At 38.5% G+C, this 26434-nt stretch carries 20 protein-coding genes; 9 read left to right on the top strand and 11 right to left on the bottom strand.

What is annotated here, in order from left to right:
• The first annotated feature begins 31 nt into the window (after positions 1–31).
• The 7 genes from B3C94_RS23075 to B3C94_RS23105 all read left to right on the top strand — a co-directional run bounded on the left by B3C94_RS23075 (position 32) and on the right by B3C94_RS23105 (position 10177).
• Positions 32–595 (top strand): RNA polymerase sigma factor, encoded by a 564-nt coding sequence (locus tag B3C94_RS23075; protein ID WP_293908233.1) that lies wholly within the window; start codon positions 32–34, stop codon positions 593–595.
• Between the two features lie 143 nt (positions 596–738).
• Positions 739–1701, top strand: coding sequence for a FecR family protein (locus B3C94_RS23080; protein WP_293908235.1), 963 nt, complete (start codon positions 739–741; stop codon positions 1699–1701).
• A gap of 106 nt (positions 1702–1807) precedes the next feature.
• A complete protein-coding gene (locus tag B3C94_RS23085) occupies positions 1808–4468 on the top strand; it encodes a TonB-dependent receptor plug domain-containing protein (protein ID WP_293908237.1) in 2661 nt (886 codons plus the stop codon).
• 40 nt (positions 4469–4508) lie between these two features.
• Positions 4509–5750, top strand: a complete 1242-nt coding sequence (locus tag B3C94_RS23090; RefSeq protein ID WP_293908239.1) for a DUF4374 domain-containing protein — start codon at positions 4509–4511, stop codon at positions 5748–5750.
• Positions 5751–5809: 59 nt separating this feature from the next.
• Positions 5810–6973 carry a PepSY-associated TM helix domain-containing protein gene (locus tag B3C94_RS23095; RefSeq protein ID WP_293908241.1) on the top strand — a complete coding sequence of 388 codons (1164 nt, stop codon included), beginning with the start codon at positions 5810–5812 and terminating at the stop codon, positions 6971–6973.
• Between the two features lie 423 nt (positions 6974–7396).
• Positions 7397–9040, top strand: coding sequence for a glycoside hydrolase 43 family protein (locus B3C94_RS23100; RefSeq protein ID WP_349679153.1), 1644 nt, complete (start codon positions 7397–7399; stop codon positions 9038–9040).
• A 99-nt stretch (positions 9041–9139) separates the two neighbouring features.
• A complete protein-coding gene (locus B3C94_RS23105; RefSeq protein WP_293908243.1) occupies positions 9140–10177 on the top strand; it encodes a pectinesterase family protein in 1038 nt (345 codons plus the stop codon).
• An 826-nt stretch (positions 10178–11003) separates the two neighbouring features.
• Here B3C94_RS23105 and B3C94_RS23110 read toward each other — a convergent pair.
• Genes B3C94_RS23110 through B3C94_RS23135 form a run of 6 tightly spaced genes read right to left on the bottom strand, consistent with a single transcriptional unit; the run spans position 11004 to position 19059 of the window.
• Complete coding sequence (locus B3C94_RS23110) at positions 11004–12143, bottom strand: cytochrome-c peroxidase (protein ID WP_293908245.1); 1140 nt, start codon at positions 12141–12143, stop codon at positions 11004–11006.
• Between the two features lie 7 nt (positions 12144–12150).
• Positions 12151–12804: a hypothetical protein gene (locus B3C94_RS23115; protein WP_293908247.1), complete on the bottom strand. Its 654-nt coding sequence runs from the start codon at positions 12802–12804 to the stop codon at positions 12151–12153.
• Between the two features lie 34 nt (positions 12805–12838).
• On the bottom strand, positions 12839–14218 hold the full coding sequence (locus B3C94_RS23120; RefSeq protein WP_293908249.1) for a RagB/SusD family nutrient uptake outer membrane protein: 1380 nt from the start codon (positions 14216–14218) through the stop codon (positions 12839–12841).
• Between the two features lie 19 nt (positions 14219–14237).
• Positions 14238–17486: a SusC/RagA family TonB-linked outer membrane protein gene (locus tag B3C94_RS23125; RefSeq protein ID WP_293908251.1), complete on the bottom strand. Its 3249-nt coding sequence runs from the start codon at positions 17484–17486 to the stop codon at positions 14238–14240.
• Positions 17473–18489 (bottom strand): FecR family protein, encoded by a 1017-nt coding sequence (locus B3C94_RS23130; protein ID WP_293908253.1) that lies wholly within the window; start codon positions 18487–18489, stop codon positions 17473–17475. Before B3C94_RS23130 ends, B3C94_RS23125 begins: the two co-directional genes overlap by 14 nt.
• A gap of 51 nt (positions 18490–18540) precedes the next feature.
• Positions 18541–19059: an RNA polymerase sigma factor gene (locus tag B3C94_RS23135; RefSeq protein ID WP_293908255.1), complete on the bottom strand. Its 519-nt coding sequence runs from the start codon at positions 19057–19059 to the stop codon at positions 18541–18543.
• Between the two features lie 351 nt (positions 19060–19410).
• On the opposite strand from B3C94_RS23135, the gene B3C94_RS23140 reads away from it, so the two are divergent.
• Positions 19411–19554, top strand: coding sequence for a hypothetical protein (locus B3C94_RS23140; RefSeq protein WP_293908257.1), 144 nt, complete (start codon positions 19411–19413; stop codon positions 19552–19554).
• Between the two features lie 796 nt (positions 19555–20350).
• Here B3C94_RS23140 and B3C94_RS23145 read toward each other — a convergent pair.
• The 3 genes from B3C94_RS23145 to B3C94_RS23155 all read right to left on the bottom strand — a co-directional run bounded on the left by B3C94_RS23145 (position 20351) and on the right by B3C94_RS23155 (position 23089).
• Positions 20351–20779, bottom strand: coding sequence for a hypothetical protein (locus B3C94_RS23145; RefSeq protein WP_293908259.1), 429 nt, complete (start codon positions 20777–20779; stop codon positions 20351–20353).
• Positions 20780–21377: 598 nt separating this feature from the next.
• A complete protein-coding gene (locus tag B3C94_RS23150; RefSeq protein ID WP_293908261.1) occupies positions 21378–21614 on the bottom strand; it encodes a hypothetical protein in 237 nt (78 codons plus the stop codon).
• 581 nt (positions 21615–22195) lie between these two features.
• Positions 22196–23089 (bottom strand): hypothetical protein, encoded by an 894-nt coding sequence (locus tag B3C94_RS23155; protein ID WP_293908263.1) that lies wholly within the window; start codon positions 23087–23089, stop codon positions 22196–22198.
• A gap of 270 nt (positions 23090–23359) precedes the next feature.
• Here B3C94_RS23155 and B3C94_RS23160 point away from each other — a divergent pair, with 270 nt between their 5' ends.
• Positions 23360–24595: a putative phage abortive infection protein gene (locus tag B3C94_RS23160; protein ID WP_293908265.1), complete on the top strand. Its 1236-nt coding sequence runs from the start codon at positions 23360–23362 to the stop codon at positions 24593–24595.
• A gap of 47 nt (positions 24596–24642) precedes the next feature.
• On the opposite strand, the gene B3C94_RS23165 is transcribed toward B3C94_RS23160, so the two are convergent.
• Both B3C94_RS23165 and B3C94_RS23170 read right to left on the bottom strand, forming a co-directional pair.
• Positions 24643–25464, bottom strand: coding sequence for an RteC domain-containing protein (locus tag B3C94_RS23165; protein ID WP_293908267.1), 822 nt, complete (start codon positions 25462–25464; stop codon positions 24643–24645).
• Between the two features lie 38 nt (positions 25465–25502).
• On the bottom strand, positions 25503–26426 hold the full coding sequence (locus B3C94_RS23170; RefSeq protein ID WP_293908269.1) for a helix-turn-helix domain-containing protein: 924 nt from the start codon (positions 26424–26426) through the stop codon (positions 25503–25505).
• Positions 26427–26434 lie beyond the last annotated feature (8 nt).

Consider the following 26434-nt stretch of genomic DNA (forward strand, 5'->3'; position numbering starts at 1 on the left):
TTATTTGAATTCATTCTAAATAGGCTTATCTTTGAAGACTGAAATAGCGATAGATACGATGGCGAGCAAAACAAACATATCAATTCTCACGCTGGATGCATCCAGCTTTGAAGAGCTGTATAAGGCATATGCTCCTAAAATGTATCGTATTGCTTACAGTCAGGTTAACGACCAAGATATAGCCGGAAATATTGTTCATAATGTATTTCTCTCCATTTGGGAACGGCGCGATACATTGGTGATAGATAAGCCAGAGTCTTTTCTTATTCATGCTACCAAACTCCAGATTATCAAAAACTTTAGAGATGCCGCTAACCAAAAGCAACATCTCCAGAGCTCCCTTGTGGGCTATAACGAGGCTGATTATAGTACACAACATGAAATATATTACAACGAACTATCAGATCAGATACAAACTCTAATTAATAAACTTCCGCCACAATGCCGTCGGGTTTATCTCATGCGGGATCAGCAGGGCATGGATAATGCTCAGATTGCATTTCAGCTCGGCATATCGCTCAGTGCCGTTAAGCAGCATATTGGCAATGCACTCGCATTTCTTCGTGCGAATTTGAATGACGCCGGTTCTGAATAATTTTTTTTGTTATTGATAAACAGGTTGTTGTGTTTTTTTTTTGAAAAAGCACCTGTACTTTTATAGGCGTTAAGGAACTGTTATTATAGAGAGGCTTATTTAGACTGATTAAATTAATTCGAATCAGCTTTTATCTATTCATAATGAAAATTACGGAACAAGAAATAAAAAGGTATGCAAGCGGTCATTCATCTTCGGAGGAAAAGAAGCGTGTGGAGACTTGGCTGAAAGATCAGGATCAAATTTTTGAGCCTGCACCGGGAGAAGCAGAACAGCTTCGATCAGCTTGGAATAAGCTTTCTGCTAACATGAGTCAGGACGGACAACTTACCGGCACGCCCAATAAAAGAGTTAACTATAAATTTTTGTCTGCAATTGGAACGATCGCAGCAAGTCTGGTCATGCTTATTGGCTTAGGCTGGTTAGCCTATCAATTTGTGACTTCGGTTCCAGCTAAAAAACATGCATTATTAAAGAAAGTACATACGGAAGCTGGACAGCGTTTGACAGTAACACTATCTGACGGCTCCCAAATTGTGCTAAATGGCAAGAGCGAGCTGGAATATCCTGAAAAATTTGATGGTCAGCAACGCTTGGTGAAATTGAAAGGAGAAGGATTCTTTGATATTGCGCATGACGAAAGCAAACCATTTATCGTCAATACAGATTCATCTTTCACTCAGGTACTTGGGACCCGGTTTAATTTGAAGGCATATACTGATGATGAGCAAGTTGTGCTGACTGTAGAAAGAGGGAAAGTACGTTTTGGGCGATATGATCAAAGTGATCAGGTTGTGCTGACAAAAGGCATGCAGGGAATAATGGAATTTCATAAAGCAGTACGAAGCGGCGAGGTACTTCCAGAGGAAGCTACAGACTGGACGAAAGATACCTTTGTGATAAAGAATGAATCATTGGCTAGTGTTGCCAAGCGTTTAGAGCGACGCTATGCTGTCCAAGTCAATATTGAATCTCAGTCCTTGCGTTTGCTGACGGTGACAGGGACGTTCACAAACACTAATCTGGAAGATATCTTGAGTAGCCTGGCATTTAGTACCGGAATAGATTATACGATTAAAGATAAAATAGTTACAATAAGAAAATAGATGAAGCAGTATATTTAAGTATAAAAAACCGGTATGCCGTCGTCCAAAACTACATACCGGACTATGAAAAAATCCTAGCAGTATTTATCCATAATTTTCGCAAAATATGAAAATATTTTCAGCGCAGCAACCCTATGCTTTTTTGCTGCGCATAATTTCCTGTGCACTACTGTGTACTTTATGTTTATCTAATAACGCATTAGGCCAGCAAAAATCGCTTTTAGAAAAAAAAGTGACGATCGAGTTTAACGATGTTAAAATAACCCATGCACTCCAGCAGATCGAGAAACAACTGCAATGCACATTTGTATACAGTCCCCAGCTTTTGAATGCGGATCGCAGGATCTCAAAAAAATATAGCAATGAAAAGTTAGATCGGCTACTTTCAGATTTATTTTCGGGCAAGAAGCTTAAGTTAAAACAGAACGGCAGTCAAGTTTTTATTGGTCTGTTAAGCCAAAAGAAACAGCAGGTCTACGGGAGAATTAGTTCGACAGAGGGACCGCTCGCAGGTGTATCGGTTTCCCTGGGAACAGTGCAGACTACCACGGATCATCGAGGACAGTATAATCTCTCTGCTTTAGTAGACCAGGAATATGTTTTCCGTATTAGCAATGTGGGGTATAAAACCATTAATCGCTCTCTTTTCTTGAAAGAATCCGCACCATTGGAGATCAATCTAGCGTTGCAGCCCGACCAGCAGGTACTAGAACAGGTAGATGTTGCAGTAAAGACTGCCAGTCAGCAGGTCAAAGAAACGGGCTTTAACGTCAATGCTGTTGAGGTAAGTAAATTCAATAATACCACACGTGATGTAAATCAGATTCTTAATACAACTACGGGAGTTCGCATTCGGGAGTATGGTGGACTGGGGTCAGATTTTAACTTTTCTCTGAATGGCCTTTCAGGTAAGGCGATACGTTTCTTTATTGATGGAATTCCTATGGAAAACTTCGGCATCGGTATGAATTTTAACAATATTCCAGTTAATCTTGCCGATAGGCTAGAGGTGTACAAGGGGGTAGTGCCGATCGAATTAGGTTCTGATGCATTGGGAGGCGGTATTAATATGGTCACCAACAAAGGAGCTAAGAGTTATCTCGACGCAAGCTATAGCATAGGATCTTTCAATACACACCGTCTTTCTTTAAATGCACAGTCAGTTAACGATACAACTGGGCTATTGTTTAAGCTGACGGGATTCTATAATTATTCTGACAATGACTATTGGATGCATAGCAATCCAAAATATGATGCTGCCATTTTGGTACCTGACGGTCCCGATAGTTTTGTGGAAAAGAGTGTTAAGCGTTTCCATGATCAGTATAAATCAGCGATGATCCAAGGGGAAGCTGGATATGTAAATAGAAAATGGGCGGATGCATTTGTACTAGGCATGTTGTACAATAACCATTATAAGGAGTTTCAGACAGGTCAGAGCCAAAATATTGTGTACGGAAAAGTCAACCGTCATGGTGATTATTTCATGCCGACATTGCGCTATAAAAAAGATAACCTGCTTGTAGATGGATTAAATGTTTCAGCTTTTGCAAGTTATGCGGTGGACAGATATACGGTTGTGGATACTTCTCGAACAACCTATTGGTGGGATGGATCTGTACGAAGCAGCCAGAATAATTACGGAGAATTTGGAGCCTCTATAAATAGATCTTATACAAATTATCAAAATTCCTTTTTATTGACCCGGCTGAATCTTAACTATCGTCTCAATGATAATAATCAGCTTGCTTTCAATCAAAATTATAACGATGCTAGACAGAAATCTGATGAAGAGCTCAACCAAAAAGTGTTTAGTCCCTCTGGACAATCTAAATCGGTAACGGGTTTATCTTGGCAGAATAAGGCTTTTAGAGATGCCCTTCATACGACCGTTTTTGCAAAACTTTTTCATTTTAGGGTAGAGCTAGGGGAAGTGACAGGCGGTAAAAACCCAAGAACGGCACAAAAGCGGTCCTATGATAACTTGGGTTATGGTTTGGCAAGCCGTTACCGTGTCGATAATCATATTGGATTAAAGTTTTCCTACGAACATGCTTACCGCTTGCCTGAGCTTGTCGAAGTACTGGGCGATGGTGTAAATATTATTTCTAACCCGGATATTAAACCTGAAAGTAGTCATAATTTAAATTTAAGTACCGATTATATCCGCAAGGAAGGAGCACATTTCTACAGTGTAGATCTCGGTGGATTTTTTCGCAATGCCAAGGATTTCATCTATACTATTCCTGCTGGTAATAATACTTCGCAATTCCTCAATGAAGGAAAAGTAATTGTGTTTGGTGGTGAGGCTGAAGTTCAATATAAATATGCGCGGACCTTTGAATTTACATTGAATGCGAGCTATCAGAAATCTAAGCAGAATCAAAAATATGTATATGGAACACAGACACCAAGGGCCAATTATGGTAATATGATTCCCAATCAGCCCTGGCTGTATGGAAATCTCTATATCTCAGTTGGTAAAAGTGACTGGCTGAGTAAAGGGACACGACTGCAATTCGATTGGTCAAGTCAATATTACCATAGTTTCTATCTGACATGGGAGGCCTGGGGCAGTGCTCAATCCTTAAATATAATTCCAACACAGTTCCTTCATCATGCAGGAATTACCTATTCCTTAAAAGATGGGCAGTACAATATTTCGTTCGAATGTCGAAATCTGGGGAATGAACTTGCCTATGATAATTTTCGTTTGCAAAAGCCAGGTCGCTCTTTTAACCTCAAACTACGCTATTTTATCCACTAATATATAAAACGTTTAACATACTTAATTATCAGAAATGAACATGAATAAACTTGCAATGCTAGCGCTAGTTTCGCTGGTTATGGGTACATCAATCCAATCTTGTAAAAAAAGTAACACGACAGAAAACCCTGGTCCGGAACCTGAAACCGAAAAGACATTTTCAGTAGGTGGGCTTGTCATGGATCCTGAAGGAACTTATCTTTTTCAAAACAGTACGCTTTCAACAGGTGAAATTTCATTTTTGGGAAAGGGGGCTAATGTAACCAGTCAGGAACCCGGATTCTTAGCTTTTATGGTAAAGGACGGTTATTATTACTCCTATCGATCGGGTGAAAATACATTGACCAAATACCAATACGTAAATCAAAAGCTGGAAACAGTCAAAGTGATACCATTCGTTTTGGCAGAAGGCTATCGATATAATCACCAATGGATTGATAACAGTAATTTATTGATATATGGTTATCAGGGAGGTTACAAAATTGTCAATGTAGAAAGCATGACAGTGACAAAAGAGGGTAAATTTGATCTTCCCGCCAAAACTGGATTGACTGGGCCAATTGTTGGTTTTGCAGAAGTAAAGGACGGTAAGATGCATGTAGGCTACTGGTACGGCGATGAGAAATATCCAGCCGCTATAAAAGCGGGCAAAACTAATTATGCTACTGGAACAGCATACTTTGCAGTGTTTGATTATCCGGCAATGAGCAATCCGGTCTACAGTGAGGATAATCGATCGACCAGTCCAGGGAACGACCGAAATGGTGTATTGAAGACTTTTCGTTATAACGATGATTTGTACATTCTTACTTCTCCTTTTGAAATGGTTGCGCAGAATTGGGATAGGCCTCACGGAATTTATCGGATAAAAAAAGGTACATCGGTTGTTGATCCAACTTATTTTTTGAACCTCTCGGAAAAACTAAATGGCGATGCAGTATTAGGCGGAGGCTACGCGGGCAATGGTAAACTCCTTATCCGTAGAATCCGTATGGATGTAGCTCTGACTTGGGCATCTTATGGATTTGGTAATGTACAGGAGTTTCACGTGCTTGACTTGGCTACAGGCGTACTGACCAAATTGGATTTACCACTGGCTAAAAGTCAACCTACAGCACCTAATATTCTAGCAGATGAAGGGAAAGTTTATTTTCCGGTAAATACAAAGGATATTGATGGCAATTTTTACATCTATAGCTATGATAGTGCCACTGGGAAACTCGAGCGGGGAATCAAAGTTAACGATGTGGATGGTGTAAATGGTCTTTTTAGAACAAAATAAATAAAATATAGCCGCCATATTTCCTGATGCAAGGAGCATGGCGGCTGTAAAAAAAACGTATGGCACAATCAAAGAAGTCACTATTCAGAAGAATCAGCAATTGGCTTCACCTTTGGTTAGGGCTCTTTTCAGGCATCGTGGTTTTCGTGGTTTGTTTCACAGCTGCAATATGGACCTTTAGAGATGAAATTGTTCTTGTTTTTACACCGGGGCAGCGGGTTGAAATTATGGATCGTCCGTTATTAAAACCATCTGAATTAAAAGAGGCTTTAGAGAAATTCACGAAAGACAAGTCTTTAAAAGATTTTGGAAGGCTGTATTCGCTTGATTATAGAGGTGGGAATAAAAGTTGCATACTGACCTATGGGCCTGATACGGCCGGCAATTACCATGATCTGTATGTTAATCCTTACACAGGTAAACTTCTCTATCATCGGATAAATGAAGACAGGGTTTCGAGATTTAATGATTTTCTCCGTGCAGGACATCGGTTCTTTTGGTTGCCCAGACCCTTTGGTAGCTACTTTGTTGGGACCAATTGTCTCCTATTTCTGATCACGTTGATTACAGGCTTTATTTGGTGGTATCCGGCGAAATGGACGAAATCGACGAGAGACAAAAGTTTTAAAATCAAATGGAAAGCAAATTGGAAACGTGTTAATATCGATCTTCACAATGTATTGGGGTTTTATACAGTTATTATCACCATTATTTTAACTGTAACTGGTATTGTATTCACTTTCCGCTGGTTTGATAATGGTTATCACTGGCTGATCACTGGTGGTAAGCCCCGACTAGAACATCCTCACAAAGGAATCTCCGATACGACTTTGCTTAGACCATATTTTGTATATCCGGACGATGAAATCTGGCGACGATTTACGGAGTATCAAAACGTGCGAATTAATTACCCCAAAGAAGCAAAGGATGTGTATACTGTGTATCTCAATCCAACGACAGGGCATAACGATCTGACAACTTGGTATGGATTGGATCAAAATAGTCTGGCAATTGTGGGCAGGTCTTCTTTCACAAATACATCAATGGGGCAAAAAATCTATCGTGCTAATTTTGATATACATGTAGGAACTATCGGAGGACTGCCAACCAAAATTTTAGCCTCTTTCGCTTCTTTAGTGGGGGCTTCATTACCCGTGACAGGATTTATTATTTGGTATAATCGCAAGTGGGGTAAAAAGCGAAAACGGGGGAGTTCTACGTAACGCTGGTACAGTAAGCATAAGCAAAAAAGTCGTTTTTTCATATGGAAAAACGACTTTTTGCTTTGTGCTCTTACCGGGACTCAAAACAGGGGCCAAAAGATGGTGAGTCTTTCTGTGTTTATATCCATATCGTGCTTTTGAGATCGTTTGCGTAGAAAAAATAGAGTAATGCGTCCATAAAAAGCTAATTTTAAGTAGTAACCAAATTTTCAAAAGGCGAGGGATAAACCTAATCTTGATTATGATAAAATTCAGTAGGTCGTGGATATTTTTATTAGCGTTAGTTCTTGCTTATATACCCGGTGTTTTAGGTCAAGAAAACTTTGGGTTGGATCATTTCGGAGGAGAAAAAGGTCTCTCGCATGGCATGCTCTCCATATTTATGGTTTAAGCATTTCAATAAAAACTTTATACGCGAATTTTATGCTAAATACCGATAAAAAAAAGTGGAAATATAGTTGCCTGTTGGCTTGTATGACCTTTAGTATTTCTTCATTGACTTTCGGACAGAGTTATCATTCTCAGGTCTGGAATCCAGATCTAGGAAATGGAAGATTCAAAAATCCGATCATCAATGCTGATTATTCTGATCCGGATGCGATCCGCGTGGGTGAAGATTATTATATGACTGCGTCGAGCTTTAACCATAGCCCGGGATTACCGATTCTACATTCGAAAGATATGATCAATTGGGAGATTATTGGACATGCATTACCTCGACAAGTCCCTGAATCTGTGTTTAAAAGCGTGCGGCACGGCGGTGGGGTATGGGCGCCTTCGATACGGTATCATAACGGAGAGTTTTACATTTATTATCCCGATCCAGATTTTGGGATCTATCAAATCAAAACGAAGGATATTCGGGGGCTATGGTCTGCACCTACGTTGGTCTTCGAAGGAAAAGGTTTGATCGATCCCTGTCCTTTTTGGGATGAGGATGGCCGTGCTTATTTAGCCTATGCCTATGCTGGCAGCCGTGCAGGGCTGAAGAGTGTGATCGGCATTGCTGGGATGAATGCCGAGGGTAACAGTGTATTGGATCGAGGCACGATTGTTTATGATGGTCATGAATTGGATCCTACAATTGAAGGTCCCAAGGTATATAAGCGGAATGGATATTATTATTTGTTTGCCCCGGCAGGAGGTGTCGCGACGGGGTGGCAATTGATCCTACGCTCGAAAAATATTTATGGCCCATATGAGCGTAAAGTAGCCATGGCTCAGAATAAGTCGACCGTCAATGGACCTCATCAGGGAGCCTGGGTAGATACACCTACTGGCGAGGATTGGTTTTTCCACTTTCAGGATAAGGAAGCCATGGGACGTGTCGTTCATCTTCAACCTATGGTTTGGAAAGCCGACTGGCCTATCATCGGTGAGGACAAAGCCGGGGACGGGATAGGGACACCAGTGATGAGTTATAAAAAACCGAATGTGGGGACTTCGGTCTTTTCTCAGTCCAACCCTCAGGAGTCGGATGAGTTTGATACACCACACCTAGGATTACAGTGGCAATGGCAGTCCAATCCGGATGGTACTTGGCTTATGCCATCACACGAAGGTAAACTTCGGCTTTATAGCCAACAGCTTCCCGAAGGAAGCAAAAACCTGATGGCAGTTCCAAATATACTGACGCAAAAATTCCCAGCCGATGATTTCCGCGCGACAGCAAAAATACGACTACGCCCAAATGAAAAGGATCTTGGTGAAAAAGCAGGACTTGTGGTAGTAGGTGAAGATTATAGTCAGTTGTTTATCCGTAAGGAAAAGGGCAGTTTTCAACTTTATTATGGTAGTTGTGCCAGCGCCTATTCGGGGACGGAAGAGCAGGCTAGGCTCATTACTACTTTGCCAGAAGACTTTGTCTACCTTCGTGTACAAGTCAAACATGGAAAGACCTGCAGCTGGACGTATAGCTTGGATGGTAAAAAATATGTAGTCGTGGAAAATGGTTTTCAGGCGAAACCTGGCAAATGGATAGGGGCTACATTAGGACTCTATGCCAGCCGCGAAAAGCATATCAATGATAGCGGTTATGCAGAAGTGGATTGGTTTCGAATAGATTAATGGGGCGTAGTTTTGACCCTTATTTTGGCGATTTAATGCTATGATTTATTGGGATATATATAAATGTATTAGTTTGATAATGTAATTATTTTCTGATTTATGAGACGGATAAAATTAATTAAGATCTTGATGGCGGTTTACCTAGTTGTTGGCTCGTCATTGCTGGGCTCGGAATTGCGAGCAGCCAGTCTTGAAGTGATCACGGTAGACCAACAAGGAAAAGGAGATTTCACAAGTATACAGGCAGCCGTAAACTCAGTTCGTGCTTTTCGTGGAGAACATGCTGTTCGGATTTGGATCAGGAAAGGAATTTACCACGAAAAAATAGTTATCCCAACTTATGTCGAAAATATCCAGCTTGTTGGTGAGGATGTTGCTAATACCAAGATTATTTTTGATGATTATGCGGGTAAGTTGGTTGATTGTCCAGATGAGATGGGGCAGCCTAAGCTTGGGACTTTCAGTAGTTATACGCTATTGGTCCGAGCAAATAGGGTACTCATCAAGAATATAACGATTGAAAATGCAGCCGGTCCGGTAGGACAGGCCGTAGCACTTCATCTAGAAGGGGATCAGATAGCACTGGTCAACTGTCGTCTTCTAGGGTTTCAGGACACCTTGTATCTGGGTAAAAGCGGTGCAAGAAGCTATTTTTCTGATTGCAGTATCAGCGGCACGACGGATTTTATCTTCGGGCCAGGCATTGCATTCTTTAAGAGATGTCGACTGATTTCTTTGCGGAATTCGTATGTCACAGCAGCTTCCACGCCACAGGGACAACGGTATGGTTACGTTTTCGACCAATGTGATTTTGTGGCTGCAGACAAGTCTGTCGATAAAGTATTTCTTGGCAGGCCATGGCGTCCTTATGCAAATACGGTTCTGGTAGATTGTAGCTTAGGAGCTCATATTACTCCTGAAGGCTGGAATGAATGGAAGGGTGACACGTTGTTCCCAGATAAAGATAAAACTGTATTTTACGCCGAATTGGGGTCTAAGGGCGTAGGGGCATCGGAGCTCTCAAAGCGAGTAACTTGGTCTCATCAGTTGCCGGAAAATAAACGGAATTTTTATAACCTTGAAAAGGTAATGGATGGTTGGAATGTTAAAGAAATGCTCGATGAAATGGAAAAATAAATATCTCTTAAAACCACTTTTCTGAAGTGCTTTATTACTTTTTACATTGTACGATTCGGTGGGGCGCAGAATCTTTGAATTTCAGCAATTTGGATAAGTGCGGCGATGTCATTGACGAATTTTTAATGCGTAATTTGCATTCCATCAATGAAAACTGATGGAAAGAAATGAAAAAAAAGTCGCTTTTCTATATAGAAAAGCGACTTTTTTGTTTTGTGCTCCCACCTGGGCTCGAACCAGGGACCAAAAGATTATGAGTCTTTTCGTCGATACCTCATTACCTGATGCAAAAACGTTGTTTCTAGCTTGCTAAGGCAATATATTGAATATTTTTTACTTATCAAAATTTGAGGCTGTTACACTATCGTTACATAATTTGTTATGAAAATGATAATTTAAATAAGATTTGATGTTAAAAAAGCTTCATTTTTGAAAGGTCGAGAAAGGAAATTTTAAATTGTTTACTTATTTAAAATGTCGTATGTTTTATGTCTCAAATATGTATTTGATACTTCTTAAAATTGGTTTAGATATCCATTGTGAATTCGAATCTAATGTTGTAATGAAACCAAATTTTTGTATTTCCTTGACTATTGAATAGGGTGATAGCAAACAGTAGATAACGGAGGGAATTATACTAAATCGTATACTGAAAATTGGTGCTAATTATTTATAAAGTTTCAAGAGTATCCCCGGAGGATACTCCAAATCTCATTTCTAGCAAATGCGGCAATAGAAGTAGGGCTGTGCCCAACTTCAGATTGCTTCATTGGTTCATTCTATTATGGGTTTACACGTGGTCTTATACGGAGTTTTGATTTACAGTTTACTGAGGTAATTTTGGAGTCATTATACGCTGTTGTGTACTGCTGCTGATAGCCCCTAGAAATTTAAGCACAGCATTAATTTCTTCATTTGTGAGGTTCAACTTTTTCAGCTTCGCCGAATGAATGGGTTTGGTTTTAGGATCTATCGTAACGCTACGCTGTATCGGTTCAGGATTACCTAGATTATAAAGTTGTACGACATCCAGTAATGTCGGGAAATTACCATGATGCATCCAAGGTCCTGTAAGGGTGATTTCCCGCAAAGAGGGTGTTCGAAATGCACCTATATCCTCCTGTTTTCCACTGATATGGTAATGTCCAAAGTCCTGCTGCTTGGTACCATACAATGTTTGACCATCATTATGGAACTGGTTATCTGAAAATAACGGCGTATTGTGGCAGTTGATGCAACGTGCTTTAGTTCGAAAAAGATGTAGCCCCCAGACCTCTTCATCCGTCATGGCATCTTTATTTCCTTTAATAAAGCGGTCAAATTTGCTGTTGTAGCTACGAATGCCGCGCTCAAAAGTTGCAATAGCCTGTTGAATACGCGAGATACTGATCGTACTGTCTCCAAAGGCTGATTTGAACAAAGGCCTGTAACCGGCTATTGCCTGAATATGACGAACAGCTACTTCGGGAGCGGTGTTCATCTCAACGCTATCGGTCAATGGGAATAATACCTGGGCTTCCAAGGAAGGAGATCGTCCATCCCAAAAGAAAGTATGGTAGTATCCAACATTATACAAGGTCATTGCATTTCGCTTTCCTACCCGTCGATTGTGCCCATTTGCTAAGCTTTTGCCGTCGCCCCAGCCCAGTTGCGGATCGTGGCAGCTTGCGCAGGCCAGCTGTTTGGTGGCAGAAAGTCTGGGATCGAAAAACAATAATTTTCCCAGCGCTGACTTTTCTTTGGAAAAGGGATTGTTCGAAGGGTATTTTACATCGGGCAGTGATCCTATATCCACAAAATTTGTTTTTACATCATCATCTAGGTGGGGAGTTGGCCATTGCCTGCTGTCGCCGGAAGCATACAATCTGCGCCATAGCGCAATATCAGGAATATCCTGATCCTGCACAAAAGCCAGCAAGATCAGGACGACTCCCAATAAACCAAATACAAGTACTCTTCGTATCATTCCTTTTTTACAATTCTAACGCTTTGGTACTCAGTTTGTATTTGCGGGTTACTTTATTAGCTCCTCCGATCGCTGACTCGTTAAAATTCACTTCCAAGTCGATTACGCCTTCATTTAGATCATAGGTTCCCGAACCACTGATACCAATTTCAAAGAAGTCCATATCTTTTCGTTCTTCAGCGGATTCGGTTTTCTTATAGATTTTTACCAGTTGTTCTTTTACGCTCACTTTACCAATTTTATTATTATTCTCATCTGGTAGGAATTGCAATACCTGATCGACATTTATACCCGCTGTTTTGATGTTTGTTGAGCCGATTTTATCGCTGTAAAGGGTGACCATTTGGAATAGGTTTACCCCGCTATCTGTCACATAAGGATTGGTAAAGCCCATATAAGTTGTGTCTGTTAATGACACGGTCGGATAGTGGGCTCGGATACGTTTGCCCCAGGTTTGAGTGACATCATCGAAGCGGTAGATAAATAGTTCGAAATAAGCATCTGTACTGGTAAATGCAGCTACGGCATTATTATCTGGCTTAGGGACATACTCGGGTTCAGGAGTCACGGTACTGTCCTTGCTACAGGAAATGGTAAAAAATAAGATGCTGAAAATAGCGACGAGCTTGGATAACTTAAGGATTGCTTTTAAACTGTTCATGTGTTGTTTTATTAATTTGTGTTTTATTGATTGATTAATAGCCGGGATTCTGTCTCATCAGTAAATTGGAGAGTACAGACTGTTGTGGAATAGGCAGTACCATATGATCATTTGGATAAGTGACATTACAGTTCGCACCAGTACAGTCATTGCGCATAACGGATTGACCTCTACGCATCAGATCCAGGTATAAGAAGCCTTCAAGACAGAGCTCACGACGACGTTCGTCAAGGATCTCCTTGATCAGTAGGTCTTTTGTGTTGAAAAGATAAGCGCCGAGCTGCGGATTACCGCGTAGTCTGATGACATTTAGGTCTGAAATAGATTCATTAGCATAGCCAAGTTCAGCTGCCGCTTCGGCATGAATTAAATATATTTCCGAAAGACGGATCAACTTGACGCTTGTTACTGCAGTTTGTATAGTTGGATATTTAAATATCCCACCCTGAGCACGCACATCATTTTGCTCATACAAATGGAGTAGATCCTGACTTGGTCCAAACTGATAGTAGGAGTTGCCTGAGTCATTGACATAATAACTACCGATTGAGTTACTGGAATAATTGCTCGGCACAGCCAATTCGAATATAGATTCTTTGGTGTTGGCCTGTTTCCAACTGTCGATATACTCAGCATTGGTATATAGCGAATAGTTCGCTTTGAGCAGTTCGGCACTTAGCTGGTAAGCTTTTTCCCAGTCGTTGCGATTTAATGCTAATCGGGCTTGGAGTGCTTTACCTGCCTGTAAGCTCATATATATTTTGGCATTGCCTTCAAATACAGCTTTGCTATTGGCAAATAAAGAATCAGCGAGGGACAGATCAGCCTGTATAAATTGATATACATCTGCCACTGTGGAGCGTGCAATCTGTGCCTCATTGGGTACAATTGTCGTTTTGGCCAATATGATGCCCGGATGTGAAGCATCTTCGGTGTAACGATAAGGCTGCGCATATAACTGCACAAGATCGAAATGGACCAATGCCCGCAGACCATAGGCCTGGGCCATTACGTTATTGCGTTCGAGTTCACTGACATTCTGCATCGCTGGGACACGCTTTATGATATTATTGATTGCATTGAGTAGCGTATACTGATAACTGTATAGACTGTTCATCGAACCATTTTCGGCATCTGTCTCAAAGGAATAAACATCCCAAAGTGTCGTTTTGCTCGCTACGGTAAACTTTAAGTTTCCGCCAAGCAGATCTGGGTAAACCATACGCAAGCCATTGTAGTAAGTTGACTGAAATAGGTCTTCGTAAACTCCCGCCAAAGCCGACTTAGCTCCCTGCATATCTGAAAAAAGCAGGTCGACCGATACTTTGTTTTCCGGTTCTTTATCTAAAAATTTTGAACAGCCCGTTGTGCCCAAAGTGACAAGAAAAGCAATACTTAGCGTCTTTATGTTCATAGCTCAAATTATTAAAGGATTAAAGTGTGGTGCGTAGGCCAATCGAAAAATTACGTGTCTCGGGATAGACAAATCTATACTCGCGGATACCGTTTCTGCCAGCGGGGCTTTTGTCTTTGAACCAGTAAACTACATTTGTAACATTGAAGCTCAAAGCTGTCTGCCCTATGCCGATGCGCTTGGTCAATCGATCTGCCAGGCGATAGCTTAAGGATACGTTGCTCAGCTTGAGATAAGTCATGCTGTACAAATAGCGGGAGGAGTTGTTGAGTGGTGAGCTTGAATTAAGTTTGGGGATTGCAGTGATATCGCCTGCATTCTGCCAACGATCCAGTAGGTTGACCGACATATTGGAGTTTGCCAGATTATTGCCATCCCGTAAGTAGGTTGTCGATGCAAACTTGTTGCCACCAAGGTTATACTGTATATTAAAGGTGAACTGAAAACCCTTCCAGCCCAGATTGTTGATGATACTTCCTTGAAAATCAGGCATCGAATTGCCTAGTAATTGGTAAGCGTTCTGACCCATTGACCGTATTTCAGTCCGATTTAACAGCTCTCCATCTGGGGTATAGAATTGTTCCTCTCCGGTGCTTGGATCTACACCGCCCCATTTGATACCCCAGAGCGAAGTTGAACTGTATCCCACACGCTGACCTATACCTACATTATCGGAGGAGTTTGCTGCATATTGTTCAATGAGTGGATTATTAAAGGAGGTCACCTTATTTCTATTCCAACCACCGATAAGGGTACTGTTCCAGGTTACCTTAGACTGTTTAAGCCATTGATAGGCAATGCTTAAATCTAGCCCTTGATTGTACATATTACCCGAATTGACTGGCATTTTGCCATATCCTGTTTCTAATGGCACATTGATGTCTGTAATGAGATTGCGGATATTATTCCGGTAAAGATCCAATACAAGACGTAATCTATTGAAGGCATTCAAGTCAAAACCGAAGTTGAATTTGATATTCGTTTCCCAACCTAGATCTGGATTTTCGGCAGCGGAAGAAGAGGGAGTTGCACTCATTTGCCCACCATAGGTCACGTTGTTTAAATCATAAAGCCCTCTGGAAGCATATGATCCAATCCGCGAATTCCCCGTGGTTCCGAAGCTGGCTCGAAGACGTAAGAAATCAATTGCTGCAACGGGTTGCATGAATTTTTCGTTGCTGATATTCCAGCCTAATCCAAGCGCTCCATTGAGTGCGACCTGTTTGTCACCACCAAACATGGACGACTGATCTGCACGGCCACTCAGAGAAGCATAAAATCGCTTGTCATAGTCGTAATTCATTTGTACATAGTTGGATACTGTCGCATCCGAGATTTTAGAGGAAGACGACTGTGTCGAACTTGCGAGGCCGAGTGAGATGACCCTATCGTAAGTAAAGCCGGTACCTTGGCCCACTAATAATTTGCTGTATTGATCTTTTAGTTCTATCCCCGCAATACCGACAAAACGATGCCCGTTTTGCCATTTTGGGCTATAGGTTAGCTGTAACATGGAGGTCCAGCTGTACGTCGTGCGATCGTTGATGCGGAGGCGCCCATCTTTAGCTGTGGAAGCACCGGCTATACCTGAAAGAAAAGTTTCCTGCTTGGATTGCAGCATATTCCCGCCGATAGCTCCGCGCAGGCTTAAAAAGGGTAACAGTGCATATTGCAGTTCAATCCGTGCGGTCCCTGTAAAAGCCAAGGCTTTATCTGTATTTTCAGCCAGCGCTGCGACGGGATTCACGAGCCCTAAAAAGGTACTGTAAGTTCCGTCTTCTTTGTAGGGATTTATATTGGGAGGCATGTAAGCAGCATTTGCAAATTGGTCGAGCCCCTCACGCTGCATCAATGTCGGCGATATAGTCGTGGTCATTTGCAGTTTATCACTAAACTGATTATAATAACGCATGGAACTTGTGTATTGCTTCAGTCCATTTCCCGGACTGGCATTTTGTTGATTGCGGTAGCCCATAGAGAGGTAATACGTATCGTTACCTTTTCCGCCCGAAAGTGATAGATTTACATTATCATAACGTGCATTGCGTGAAGTCAGTCCAAACCAATCTGTATCAATGGTATTGCTGCCCGCCAGGCGCGTTGCTTCGCTCTCGGTTTTGCCCGTATTGATATGGAACTCCCGTAGTAGCTCGTAGTATTGCGGCCCGGATAGTAATTTCATCCGATTGATAAATGTGGATACACCGGTATTGTATGACGCTGTCAACTGCGGTTTACCGCTCCGTCCAGACTTGGTGGTGATCAAAATCACACCGTTTGCTGCATTGGCTCCATAGATTGCGGTTGCGGCAGCATCTTTAAGTACCGAAATGGATTCAATATCTAACGGATTGATTCCTGCAATTGGGTTTAGCAATGTTTCGCCATTAAAAAGCGAACTGGCATCGCCAATCTCCTGTTCCTGGACGGCGACACCATCCACCACGTACAAGGGCTGCGATGAGGTTGATCGTCCAGTATTGCTTGTCAGGTTTGTCAATGTTCCTTGTCCACGGATATGGAGTTTAACGGATGTGCCCAAGGAAGTGCTTGGTTCTACATATAATCCCGGTACCAATCCTTCCAACATCTTATCGACACTCTCTATAGGGCGATCGGCCTGTAAATCCTTTGCGCTGACGGTATAGACACTTCCTATCATCTCTTCGCGCAGTTTGGGCGCTTCGTAGGTACTGCTGACGAATACTTCTTCAAGCTGTTGATCTAAGGGTGACAGATTGATCTGCTGTACAGCGGTATCCACCTTGAAGTCATAATTCTGATAACCTAAGTAACGTACGCCTATTGCTTCGCCGCGATTTTCGGCTGCTGTCAGTATGCGATATCGCCCTAAACTATCGGTGAGATAGGTTTTGTTTTCTTTGCGTAGCATAATAGTCGCACCGCCCATAGGCAGGCCTGTTTTGGCATCTTTCACTACACCTCTTAATTGTATGGGTTTTGGCGCCTTACTAACGGCTATCAGATTAGAATGCTTAACCCGCTTAAAACGCAATTGAAGCGTTGAAGCAAGTCTGGACAAATACGTATCGATATTCTCTTTTGCTGTGGGAAGTGGAACACGTCGCTGAAGTCCGATGGATGCATCGTAGGAAAAATGTACAGCATGTTGCTGCGTCAATAATTGAAAAGCAGTTTCCAAACTCCCTTGGTTGGAAGCTTTTTGAGCTGAAACAGCGCCAGCGAATAATAGAAAAAAAGCATTCAATAAACAGGTTCGTCTTACTGTTTCTTTAATAAAGCACATAGGTATCTGTTGCTATTTTTTTTGATGACAATTCTTTTGAAAAACAAATCGCGGCAAGTGCGGTCTCAACGGGCAGCTTCTCAAAGTGCCCAGTATACCGCCATCGTGCATTTGGTTTGCTGAGAGAAATATGGACACCGTAATATTGCTCCATTTTTCGCGCGACTTCAGCAAATGAAGCATTTTGAAAATGCAAAATACCTTCTGCAAAATTATTGATCTGTGTTGGCGCAAATTTATCGAGATGGATCTCCTGATTTGTAACATAACCCTGTTGTCCTGGAAGGAGGAAGGCTTGTTTGTTATTTAAGTGGTTGGTCAATCTGACTTTTCCAGAAAACAAACTGACTCTGGTATTTTTAGTATCCGCTTGTTCGACCAAAAATTGTGTTCCCAATACTGTTATCAGGGTATTGTCTGTTTTTACAGCAAATGTGCGATCAGGCTTTTTTGCAATGTTAAAGCGTGCATCGCCATGTAGCAGGACATACATTGTATCATTACGGAAATGTTTTGGGTATTTTAGTGTACTACCACCCATCAACGTAATCTGGCTTCCATCAGTTAGATTGACTTTAACCATTTTTCCATTGTGGGCCATTACACTAAGCCATTTCTCCGCAGAAACTTTATTTACAGCTTCAGTTCGCTGCGGCGTGTCTTTGTGGGAAAACTGATGGAATGAAAATGCTCCTATGAGCAGGATTGACGCAGCGGCGATCCAGCGCCATCTTGTTGTCAGTCTACGTATTTTTGTAGGCGCTTCGCTTCCGAGCGTTGCAAATAGTTTGTCTTTTTCAACTTGGTATTCCGTTTCGGTGATATGTATTTTTAGGGTATCGAGCATCTTTCGCGCATCTGCGACAAGATCCAATTTATCCGGATTTTCTGCGATCCATGTATCCCAAAAATGAATTTCCTCTTTATTTGCGTTTCCATTGTGATAAGACACAAAACTCTCATCACTGAGCAAATCAACGCTATCGTTATAAATTTTTTTCATGTATATATAGGAAGGTAGAGGTGGAGATTCCGTTTTTTTACCGGATTATTTTTAATTTTTTTCTTTTAAAATCTTAACAGACTCATATACAATATTATAAATTGTTCGTTGACTGTTGCCTGTTTTGGAAGCGATCTGTTCATAAGACATATTTTGAAAAAACCTCAGTTCAATCACCTGTCTTTGTTTAGGTGTGAGGGATTCCAATGCTTTTGATAGACGCGCATTCGTTTCGTGTAAGGTTTCCTGTTGTATGAGTAAAGCTTCGTGAGAAGGTGTGTTATCATTTGGTTGATAATTTCCTGAATTTAATTTTTCATTCAATACGCGATGGTCATTCAGTACACGGCGTAGCCATGTCATTAAATAAGACTTGATATTATCGACATCGGGTAGCCGATCGCGTTTTTCCCATAATTCCAAAAAAAGATGTTGTATTCCATCTTTTACGGCTTCGCGCGAATAACCCAACATGGCACCATAGGCAAAAAGTTCTCTGTATACTAAGTCGTAAAGAGATTCAAAAGCTTCAGGAGAACCTTTCAATGTCGCTGCCCAATGTTGTTTCATGGTAATAATTGCGCAAATCTACATTTTTTTATTTAGAATAATTACAAATAGCAAGCTTATTTGTGTTATAATTAGATAAACCTTTCTGGAAAAATGAGGGAATAAACTAGTGCCTGCCTCATGATGTGGGTAAATTATTTCGTAGAATTCTTTTTATTATTACAAATCCTCGTAAAGCTTTGATATAGTCACAATCCTACAAGAGCCAAAAGGAACAGTTACTTATACTATTTGGCAAGCCTCATTTTCAAAAAGGCTGATTTGGAAGTTGTATTAAAACAATTGAACAGGATTGGTGGAGACAAAAAACATAACTAATAGATCCAAGTGCCGGGATTTACCAATATACTTATGATGGATGGGACAGATGAAACAGGAAACATCGCCATTGGCCAATCGCAATTCGTATATGGCCAGGTGAAGAAAGTGTCGACTAGAAATTATTCTCGTGCTGGAACGAATATGCAATGGACATATGTTTATGACCGGACTTAGAATTTGCTGGAACAAGTGCTTTGGTAAATGGAGATGAGAATATCGATATTATACTTGTTGCTGCGTTTAATTTTAAGGAGATGATGAATCAACGGAAAAAATCAATTTTGCTTCACTTCAAAATCTGATTAATCAGTCCATGGATGGTATGATAAATTGGGCAATAAAATCAAATTTGGCATTTTAAGGTTCAATAGCTATAAGTTAGGCTGACCACCTAACTATCATACGCGTTTAAGCTTGTACTCAAATCTAAAATACATTAGTAGCTAAACAGTACCAGTCCTACTACTTTATTTTTATCGTGACATTATTCACTTAATATAGGATCTCACTTTTTATGTACTTTACTCTGCACCTTAGGCAGCTTGCAACGTAATACATGTTCTTACAATATAACTCGATGGGGCCAAATAGCCGACTAGATAAATCACGATCTGTGCTCAAAACATCCTAACAAAAACATTTTAAATCTGATTCTATTCAATCGATAAACATTTCAAGTATTAAAAAGCCGAATTAGAGGTTAAAGCTTGCTGGGTTAGATTTTCACAATTACTACTTGGATAAGATGTATCCAAGAAAATCAAGCCATTTTCAAGCTGCTCTGTGTGTAAAAAGATTGTTCACTATTGTCAACATTGCTAAACAATAGCTAAGCTAGTGAAGAAGGATCAATGCCAACCATTGTTTTGATAATCATTCTTCAATACCCGTTTAAATTGACATAACGGTTGAAATTTACTAAAAGTCAATTTATTAAATTTCAACCGTTATAGATTACTAAGACAAAAAATTATCGAGCTAATATTCCAATATATTCTAAAAAGGGATCAGCGCTATCACTATGCTCTAATAGACAACTCAGGTAATTATAGGCCTCATTGTAATCAGATACATTCAGATCTATTATTCCCTCCTCATGATATGTTTCTATGTAAGAAGATAGGTCTGAAGCGTATCTCCTAAGTACAATACCATTGTTGCTTGCATATATTTGCACCGTGCTATTTGAAGGAGGTATACAGGCTGCATTAATTAAATCGTAAAATTCGATTGCTTTACCGATGTGCAGCCTAAACGTGTGGGTCGCAAACTTCTTTGTAGAGACCTCTTTTGCCATTAATCTCGACGCTTCTCGCTCTTTAGTAGAACCAAATGATGACACTGATGTCAGCCCCAAAAGAATTGTAAGGCAAACAGTTTTTAAAAATGATAATTTCATAAAAAATTTAATTGATACATTTAAATATACGTATATTAAATCTAAATAAAAATAGTTATGAGAAATTTTTTTTATTTGTTATATTAAAATGCATAGAAGATCAGTTATTTACAATGTTTATAGTGTAAAAATTGAAAGGGGAGATATTGAGAATAATAATTTTCTTATATATAGTGATGAGAAGAAAATATAAATCGCCGTTAAATGGATCGGGCGAGATGGAACATAAAGCTGGTCAAAATCTCTCTAGTAGTTCATGTGCATGAAAGTTCATTAACTGTATTGTAGCTGCAAAATAATTCGCCTAATAATGTCGAAATCCCTAAACTATCCCCTCCGATAAGATATTAGAATAACAAGTATCTCTAAAGCGTAGACTGCGCTATTATTGAGGCTAATGGGAAAGCATTTATTAAATAAGTTTTATTTACAGAAAATGTGTCTGCGCAACTGGCGTTACATCTTAAATTTAATTATCAAAAACTTGAAAAATATTCGCAAAGCACAATTAAGCTTAATTAATAAAAATTGAGATAATATAACTCGCAGACTTATAATTAAAGTAGCTCGTGCTTCGCAAATTCTATAGCAAGGAAAATTAGATTTCAGATTTACTTATAAATTTAAGTAGGCGCTCTTTTTCGGCAGCACATTCCTCTCCACTTATTTTCATACTCAATGTGAACACGATATCTTTGGCATTTTGAAAAGATTTTCTTAAAGCAGGTCGCTCGGCAATCCAATTATCCCAAAATTCTATATCAGCGCCACTTACACCTTTACAATACTTTATAAAGGATTCATCACAAATTAATTTCTCTACTATGTTTTCCACTGTGTTAAATTTTATAGATTTCACAAATATGCAACGGCAAAATGCTCTTATTGAACATGTTCTACCAAGCAAAAATAACGTAAAAATCTTGAGATATTGCAAACTTATTATCCAATTACCTATCTAAATTTCCTGATTGAAAACGTCGTTCGTCTAACTTTTAAGAAAAACTTTCGAGCCTCCTCTATTGAATTGTATTGAGTAAAGACCTGTTGGATACTTCTGCTGTTTTATTTTCAATATAGCGAATCAGGCTGTCGATTACCTTTCCCTCTTCAGAGATCGCATGTGTATATTCAGAACCTTTTGAGACGATAATTTTATGAGTCTTTTGTCGGCACATCATTACCTGACGCAAAAACGTTGTTTCTAGCTTGCAGAAGCAATTTATTGAATATTTTTCACTTATCAAAATTTGGGGCTGTTACACTATTGTTACAAAATTTGTGAAGAAAACACTAGATAAATGAATTTTGATATAAATAAAGGTTCAAATTTGCAAGGAAGAAGAAGTGCAAAAATCAATCTAATGGCTTTTTATCCAACGATACAGTCTCTTCTTGTTACACTCCAAGAGTATCTTATTTTTTTATATAAAATCTTTCCACGAGCTTTGGGTTTTCTAATTCTTTTATCCTACTATTATGATAATCTTTCATCCAATTATACTTTTCTAATATTCCCTGTAAATTTTTTAAAGTGTCTTGATTATCCAGTTTTTTTGATTTTAACTTTTTCAATTCTTGTGATTGTAATTCTAAATGATACTCAATAGTCTCCTTATGAACTATTAAAAATTCATCTATTGGTATCAATATATTTGGATTTAAGCGGCTTTGTAGGGCGATAGAGATCATATATCCTAGGTAGTCTAAATATAGAATGCCATCCCCATCATCTCCTAAAGCTGATGGCCAATTATAAATAATTGATGTGATCAGCTGCAATGCTTCAATGAGTTTTGTGTTTTGGCAAATTGACTCACTTAAGATAATTCTCGGGTAAATAGCTTTTTTCGATTCCAACTGATATGCCTCAATTATTCCAGCACCGACCGCAAAATGGTCTTCAACTACAGAAAATTTATTAGATATTCCACCTCTAACTAATATGCGTTTTTCCTTCATGCAATTGTAAATATATGTTTGAAGACGCTGTAGAATAATAAATAATGTATTTGCAGAATGAAGAATTCTTAGATTTTCGTTGATTTCTTCGTTAACTTCTTTTGGGAGATATGTTATAATAAGAGAATCAGAAACAAAGAGGACTTTAATATCATAATATTTGTAGAGGTCAAAGTCGGATTCCTTATATTTTTTTTTTCTGTCTTCTGAGTCCTGATTATTAAAGATAGTGACATTACTTTTCATGAAATTGATAAAATCTAGCGCTTCGCTTTCAGAAGTGATTTTCCCGTTGATCTTACCATATCCGAGCATATCGATAAATAAAGTCCATTGTTCCAATTTCATTTTAATAATTTTTTATTATTTCTAGTGTTAAATTAGCTTTGTTATAATATTTTTTAACTAAACAGTTTTTTGAAAATTTTGAAGAAAAGTTCAATAGTAGTTTTTAGTCAAAGTGAATTGAGCAATTTAAATTGCCATATTTGATCTTATTTAATGGATAATGATTATTTTGCGCTATCATTATTTATTGATAAATATACTACCAGATAGTTAAATTATCAATAAATTGTAATATCGGAAAAATATATACTGCTTTTTTAATCTGTTGTAATGAATAATGATAATTATTTCTCTTTATGGTTTTTGGGTACACTAATACCTGTATTAGGTTTTTTTGTTCTAATTGTGGGAACATATATTTTAACCAAACGCCATTATAAAATTCAGCGAAATAAAAATGAAGCTTCATTTTGGATAGTATTTTTGCTCATCATTAGTGCTGCTTTAATTATTTTTGCATTTCTAGCCCCTCTAGTTTATACTGGTTCTAACTCTTATAGTTCAATAGTTTATCAAAACACTGGTGTAATTGGTGATACTATTGGAGGCGTAATGAATCCTTTTATTGGCATTGCTGCAGTGATTGTAACAGGTCTGGCATTTTATGCTCAATATCAGGCTAATGAGGAAGTAAGAAAACAGTTTTTAAAACAGGAACAAAAATATCTATACGATAAATTTGAAAATAGACTTTTTAAACTTATAGAGAATTACAATCAAACTGTAAATCAATTTAAGTGTAATAGTCGAGACTCAAACGAAATTTTCACAGGTAAAGATATATTTTTTGCAATTCATCAAGAATTTAAAGCTACATTAAAAGAAGTTCAACGATTTAATAAATTAAACCAATTAAAATGTCATGATATTTGTGAAAAGGATTTTGAAAAATCAGAATTATTTTTTTTAGAGTTGAAAATTACCTATGTAATTGTATTTTATGGGGTATCGGAACATGGTCAAAAAACTGTTGTTAAAAAATTAAAGCGCCTGTATAGAGAAGAATATTTGAATAAGCTCACAAACTATCTAAGTTATAAACCTGAGGGTTTTAATAAAGAAACTGAAATTATTAATGATTGGAAGAATATATGTATAACGACTGTGCAAAATCGATGTATAAAGCAATTTATTAGATATAATAATGGTCATCAAAGTAGGCTTGGACATTATTACAGACAATTATATATGATAGTAAAATTTATCGATGATGAAAACGGTCTTAAATATTTAGAAAAGTGGGATCATTCTAAATATTTAAGATCCCTATTCTCTAATCATGAGCAAATAATATTTTATCTGAACAGTATTTCGATTTTAGGACATGATTGGGAGATTAATAAAAAAGATCAAAATGAGATGTTTGTTACTAAGTACGACCTTATAAAGAATATACCAGATAGCTATAGAGATAAATATTGCGTAAATACAATTTATCCTGATATTGAGTACGAGGGGCAGTTGGAAACAAGTGCCAGAAATCAGCTTAATTCAAATTATTGTTAAGAATAAAAACGAAGATATACATTTAGTGTAAGTACCCCAAAGCGGATTTATCCTTCTTCCTGTTCATCCATTTTTCTAATCAAAGCATCACGCAAACTGTCAAGGAATTTTGTTCGATTCATTTTTCGGGATTTAAGTTCCATAAACGTATGATAAAAATCTCCTAAATCAATATTAAAAGTTGCTTCAAATGTTTTAGCAATAACTTTTATATCTGTATCATCAAAAACTCCCTGTGCATGTAAAGAATAGATTAATTCGGTTAAAGCTGTTTTACTACCCCTCCAGGTTAAATTTGGAAGATCATTCGATTTACCTTTAGATGAAGTGTTAAGTATTTGGTCGTCAATATAAACTTGTATAAGGTCATTTGCAATAATCTTTGCAGCTTTAAAATCATGAGTAGTTGAGAAGTCGTGATCTGCTTCGAAATAAAAAGTGTCTATAGTTAATTTGATGTCATGTTTGTGACGTACAAAGAGTTTATCGTCTATTACAGTATTATTTGTGCGATAATATTTATAAAATTCAAGATTGTTATCAAAGTATCTTTTTAATTTTTTCAGTTCGTTTTTAAGATATTTTTTGATTGCTTTTTCTCCGTAAGGCTTTTTTGTCTCTATTTTGTAAACGGCATTGTAATAAATTAATTTAGAAACGATTTTTGGTTTTTGATATTTGAAAAACCGTATTTCCTCTTCTATATCTTTAAAACCTCTCTTAAGTACAAAAGCTTTTAATTCGGCTAGGCAATTAAGTATAATATCAATAGTCATCTCAATTTGATGAATTGAATAGTTGCTATTTATTTCAAGCTCATTTAAATCTTCTTGGAGTTTATGTGTAATTTCAGGATAAAATTTATTCATTCTTGGTACTAAAGTTTTGCACTTTGCTCGTTGTTAAATCAATTTTTTTCAAAGGATTGTCTAAATAATAATGGAGACAAATTAGTTTTTGATTTAAAAAATTTACTAAACGATTGCGGATGCTCAAAGCCTAATTCAAAGGCTATTTCACTGACAGATAAATCAGTAATTGATAGTTTTTCCTTCGCTAATTCAATCATCCTATCTTGAATATGTTGTTGTGTACTACGCCCTGTTAAGTTTTTTAATACACCGCTTAAATAACTTGCTGATATATTTAAAGCTGTTGCAATATATTGAACAGTAGGAAATCCTTTAGTTGCTAAATCATCTTTGAAGTAGGCTGTTAATACATCTTCAAGTCTTTCCAAGATTTTATGGTTCGATACTTTTCTCGTGATAAACTGACGCTGATAGAAACGTTCTGAATAATTAAGCAAGGTTTCAATTTGTGAAATGATAATGTCTTGCGTGAATTTGTCTATGTTCGACCTGTATTCTTGTGCTATGTTCTGAACGATTTGATTAATTATTACCTCTTCATCAGCAGAAAGAAATAAGGCTTCATTAACGACGTATTCAAAAAAATCATACCTCTTAATGCTTTTTGCTAAAGGAGTATTCCAAAGGAAATCAGGGTGGATCAAAAGTATCCATCCTGAACGTTCAGCCTCAATATTTTTGTCAGTCTTAATTTTAACGACCTGTTTTGGTGCCATAAATAACATAAGTCCTTCATCAAAATCGTAATGTTGTTGACCATAAGACATTTTTATAGCAATATCTCTTTTAATTGCAATCGCATAGCCGTCGAAAACAACCCCTAATTCCGCAATTTCGGGTTGAGGTGAAATATTGTTATAATCTATGATACTGATCAATGGATGAGCTGGGGGTAATGCCCCCAGCAGTTTATGGAACTCACTGATTGATCTTATAACTTTTGGTTTCCTATTTTCCATATGGGTAA

It is taken from the genome of Sphingobacterium sp. UBA5670 (assembly GCF_002420705.1).
Lineage (GTDB): Bacteria > Bacteroidota > Bacteroidia > Sphingobacteriales > Sphingobacteriaceae > Sphingobacterium.

Excerpts from the sequence above, each read along its gene's own strand:
- B3C94_RS23085 (WP_293908237.1), top strand. The coding sequence starts at position 1,808 with ATGAAAATATTTTCAGCGCAGCAACCCTATGCTTTTTTGCTGCGCATA.
- B3C94_RS23170 (WP_293908269.1), bottom strand. The coding sequence starts at position 26,426 with ATGGAAAATAGGAAACCAAAAGTTATAAGATCAATCAGTGAGTTCCAT.
- B3C94_RS23165 (WP_293908267.1), bottom strand. The coding sequence starts at position 25,464 with ATGAATAAATTTTATCCTGAAATTACACATAAACTCCAAGAAGATTTA.
- B3C94_RS23135 (WP_293908255.1), bottom strand. The coding sequence starts at position 19,059 with ATGAAACAACATTGGGCAGCGACATTGAAAGGTTCTCCTGAAGCTTTT.
- B3C94_RS23115 (WP_293908247.1), bottom strand. The coding sequence starts at position 12,804 with ATGAACAGTTTAAAAGCAATCCTTAAGTTATCCAAGCTCGTCGCTATT.
- B3C94_RS23105 (WP_293908243.1), top strand. The coding sequence starts at position 9,140 with ATGAGACGGATAAAATTAATTAAGATCTTGATGGCGGTTTACCTAGTT.
- B3C94_RS23140 (WP_293908257.1), top strand. The coding sequence starts at position 19,411 with ATGATGGATGGGACAGATGAAACAGGAAACATCGCCATTGGCCAATCG.
- B3C94_RS23110 (WP_293908245.1), bottom strand. The coding sequence starts at position 12,143 with ATGATACGAAGAGTACTTGTATTTGGTTTATTGGGAGTCGTCCTGATC.
- B3C94_RS23160 (WP_293908265.1), top strand. The coding sequence starts at position 23,360 with ATGAATAATGATAATTATTTCTCTTTATGGTTTTTGGGTACACTAATA.
- B3C94_RS23120 (WP_293908249.1), bottom strand. The coding sequence starts at position 14,218 with ATGAACATAAAGACGCTAAGTATTGCTTTTCTTGTCACTTTGGGCACA.
- B3C94_RS23095 (WP_293908241.1), top strand. The coding sequence starts at position 5,810 with ATGGCACAATCAAAGAAGTCACTATTCAGAAGAATCAGCAATTGGCTT.
- B3C94_RS23130 (WP_293908253.1), bottom strand. The coding sequence starts at position 18,489 with ATGAAAAAAATTTATAACGATAGCGTTGATTTGCTCAGTGATGAGAGT.
- B3C94_RS23090 (WP_293908239.1), top strand. The coding sequence starts at position 4,509 with ATGAATAAACTTGCAATGCTAGCGCTAGTTTCGCTGGTTATGGGTACA.
- B3C94_RS23100 (WP_349679153.1), top strand. The coding sequence starts at position 7,397 with ATGCTAAATACCGATAAAAAAAAGTGGAAATATAGTTGCCTGTTGGCT.
- B3C94_RS23080 (WP_293908235.1), top strand. The coding sequence starts at position 739 with ATGAAAATTACGGAACAAGAAATAAAAAGGTATGCAAGCGGTCATTCA.
- B3C94_RS23145 (WP_293908259.1), bottom strand. The coding sequence starts at position 20,779 with ATGAAATTATCATTTTTAAAAACTGTTTGCCTTACAATTCTTTTGGGG.
- B3C94_RS23125 (WP_293908251.1), bottom strand. The coding sequence starts at position 17,486 with ATGTGCTTTATTAAAGAAACAGTAAGACGAACCTGTTTATTGAATGCT.
- B3C94_RS23155 (WP_293908263.1), bottom strand. The coding sequence starts at position 23,089 with ATGAAATTGGAACAATGGACTTTATTTATCGATATGCTCGGATATGGT.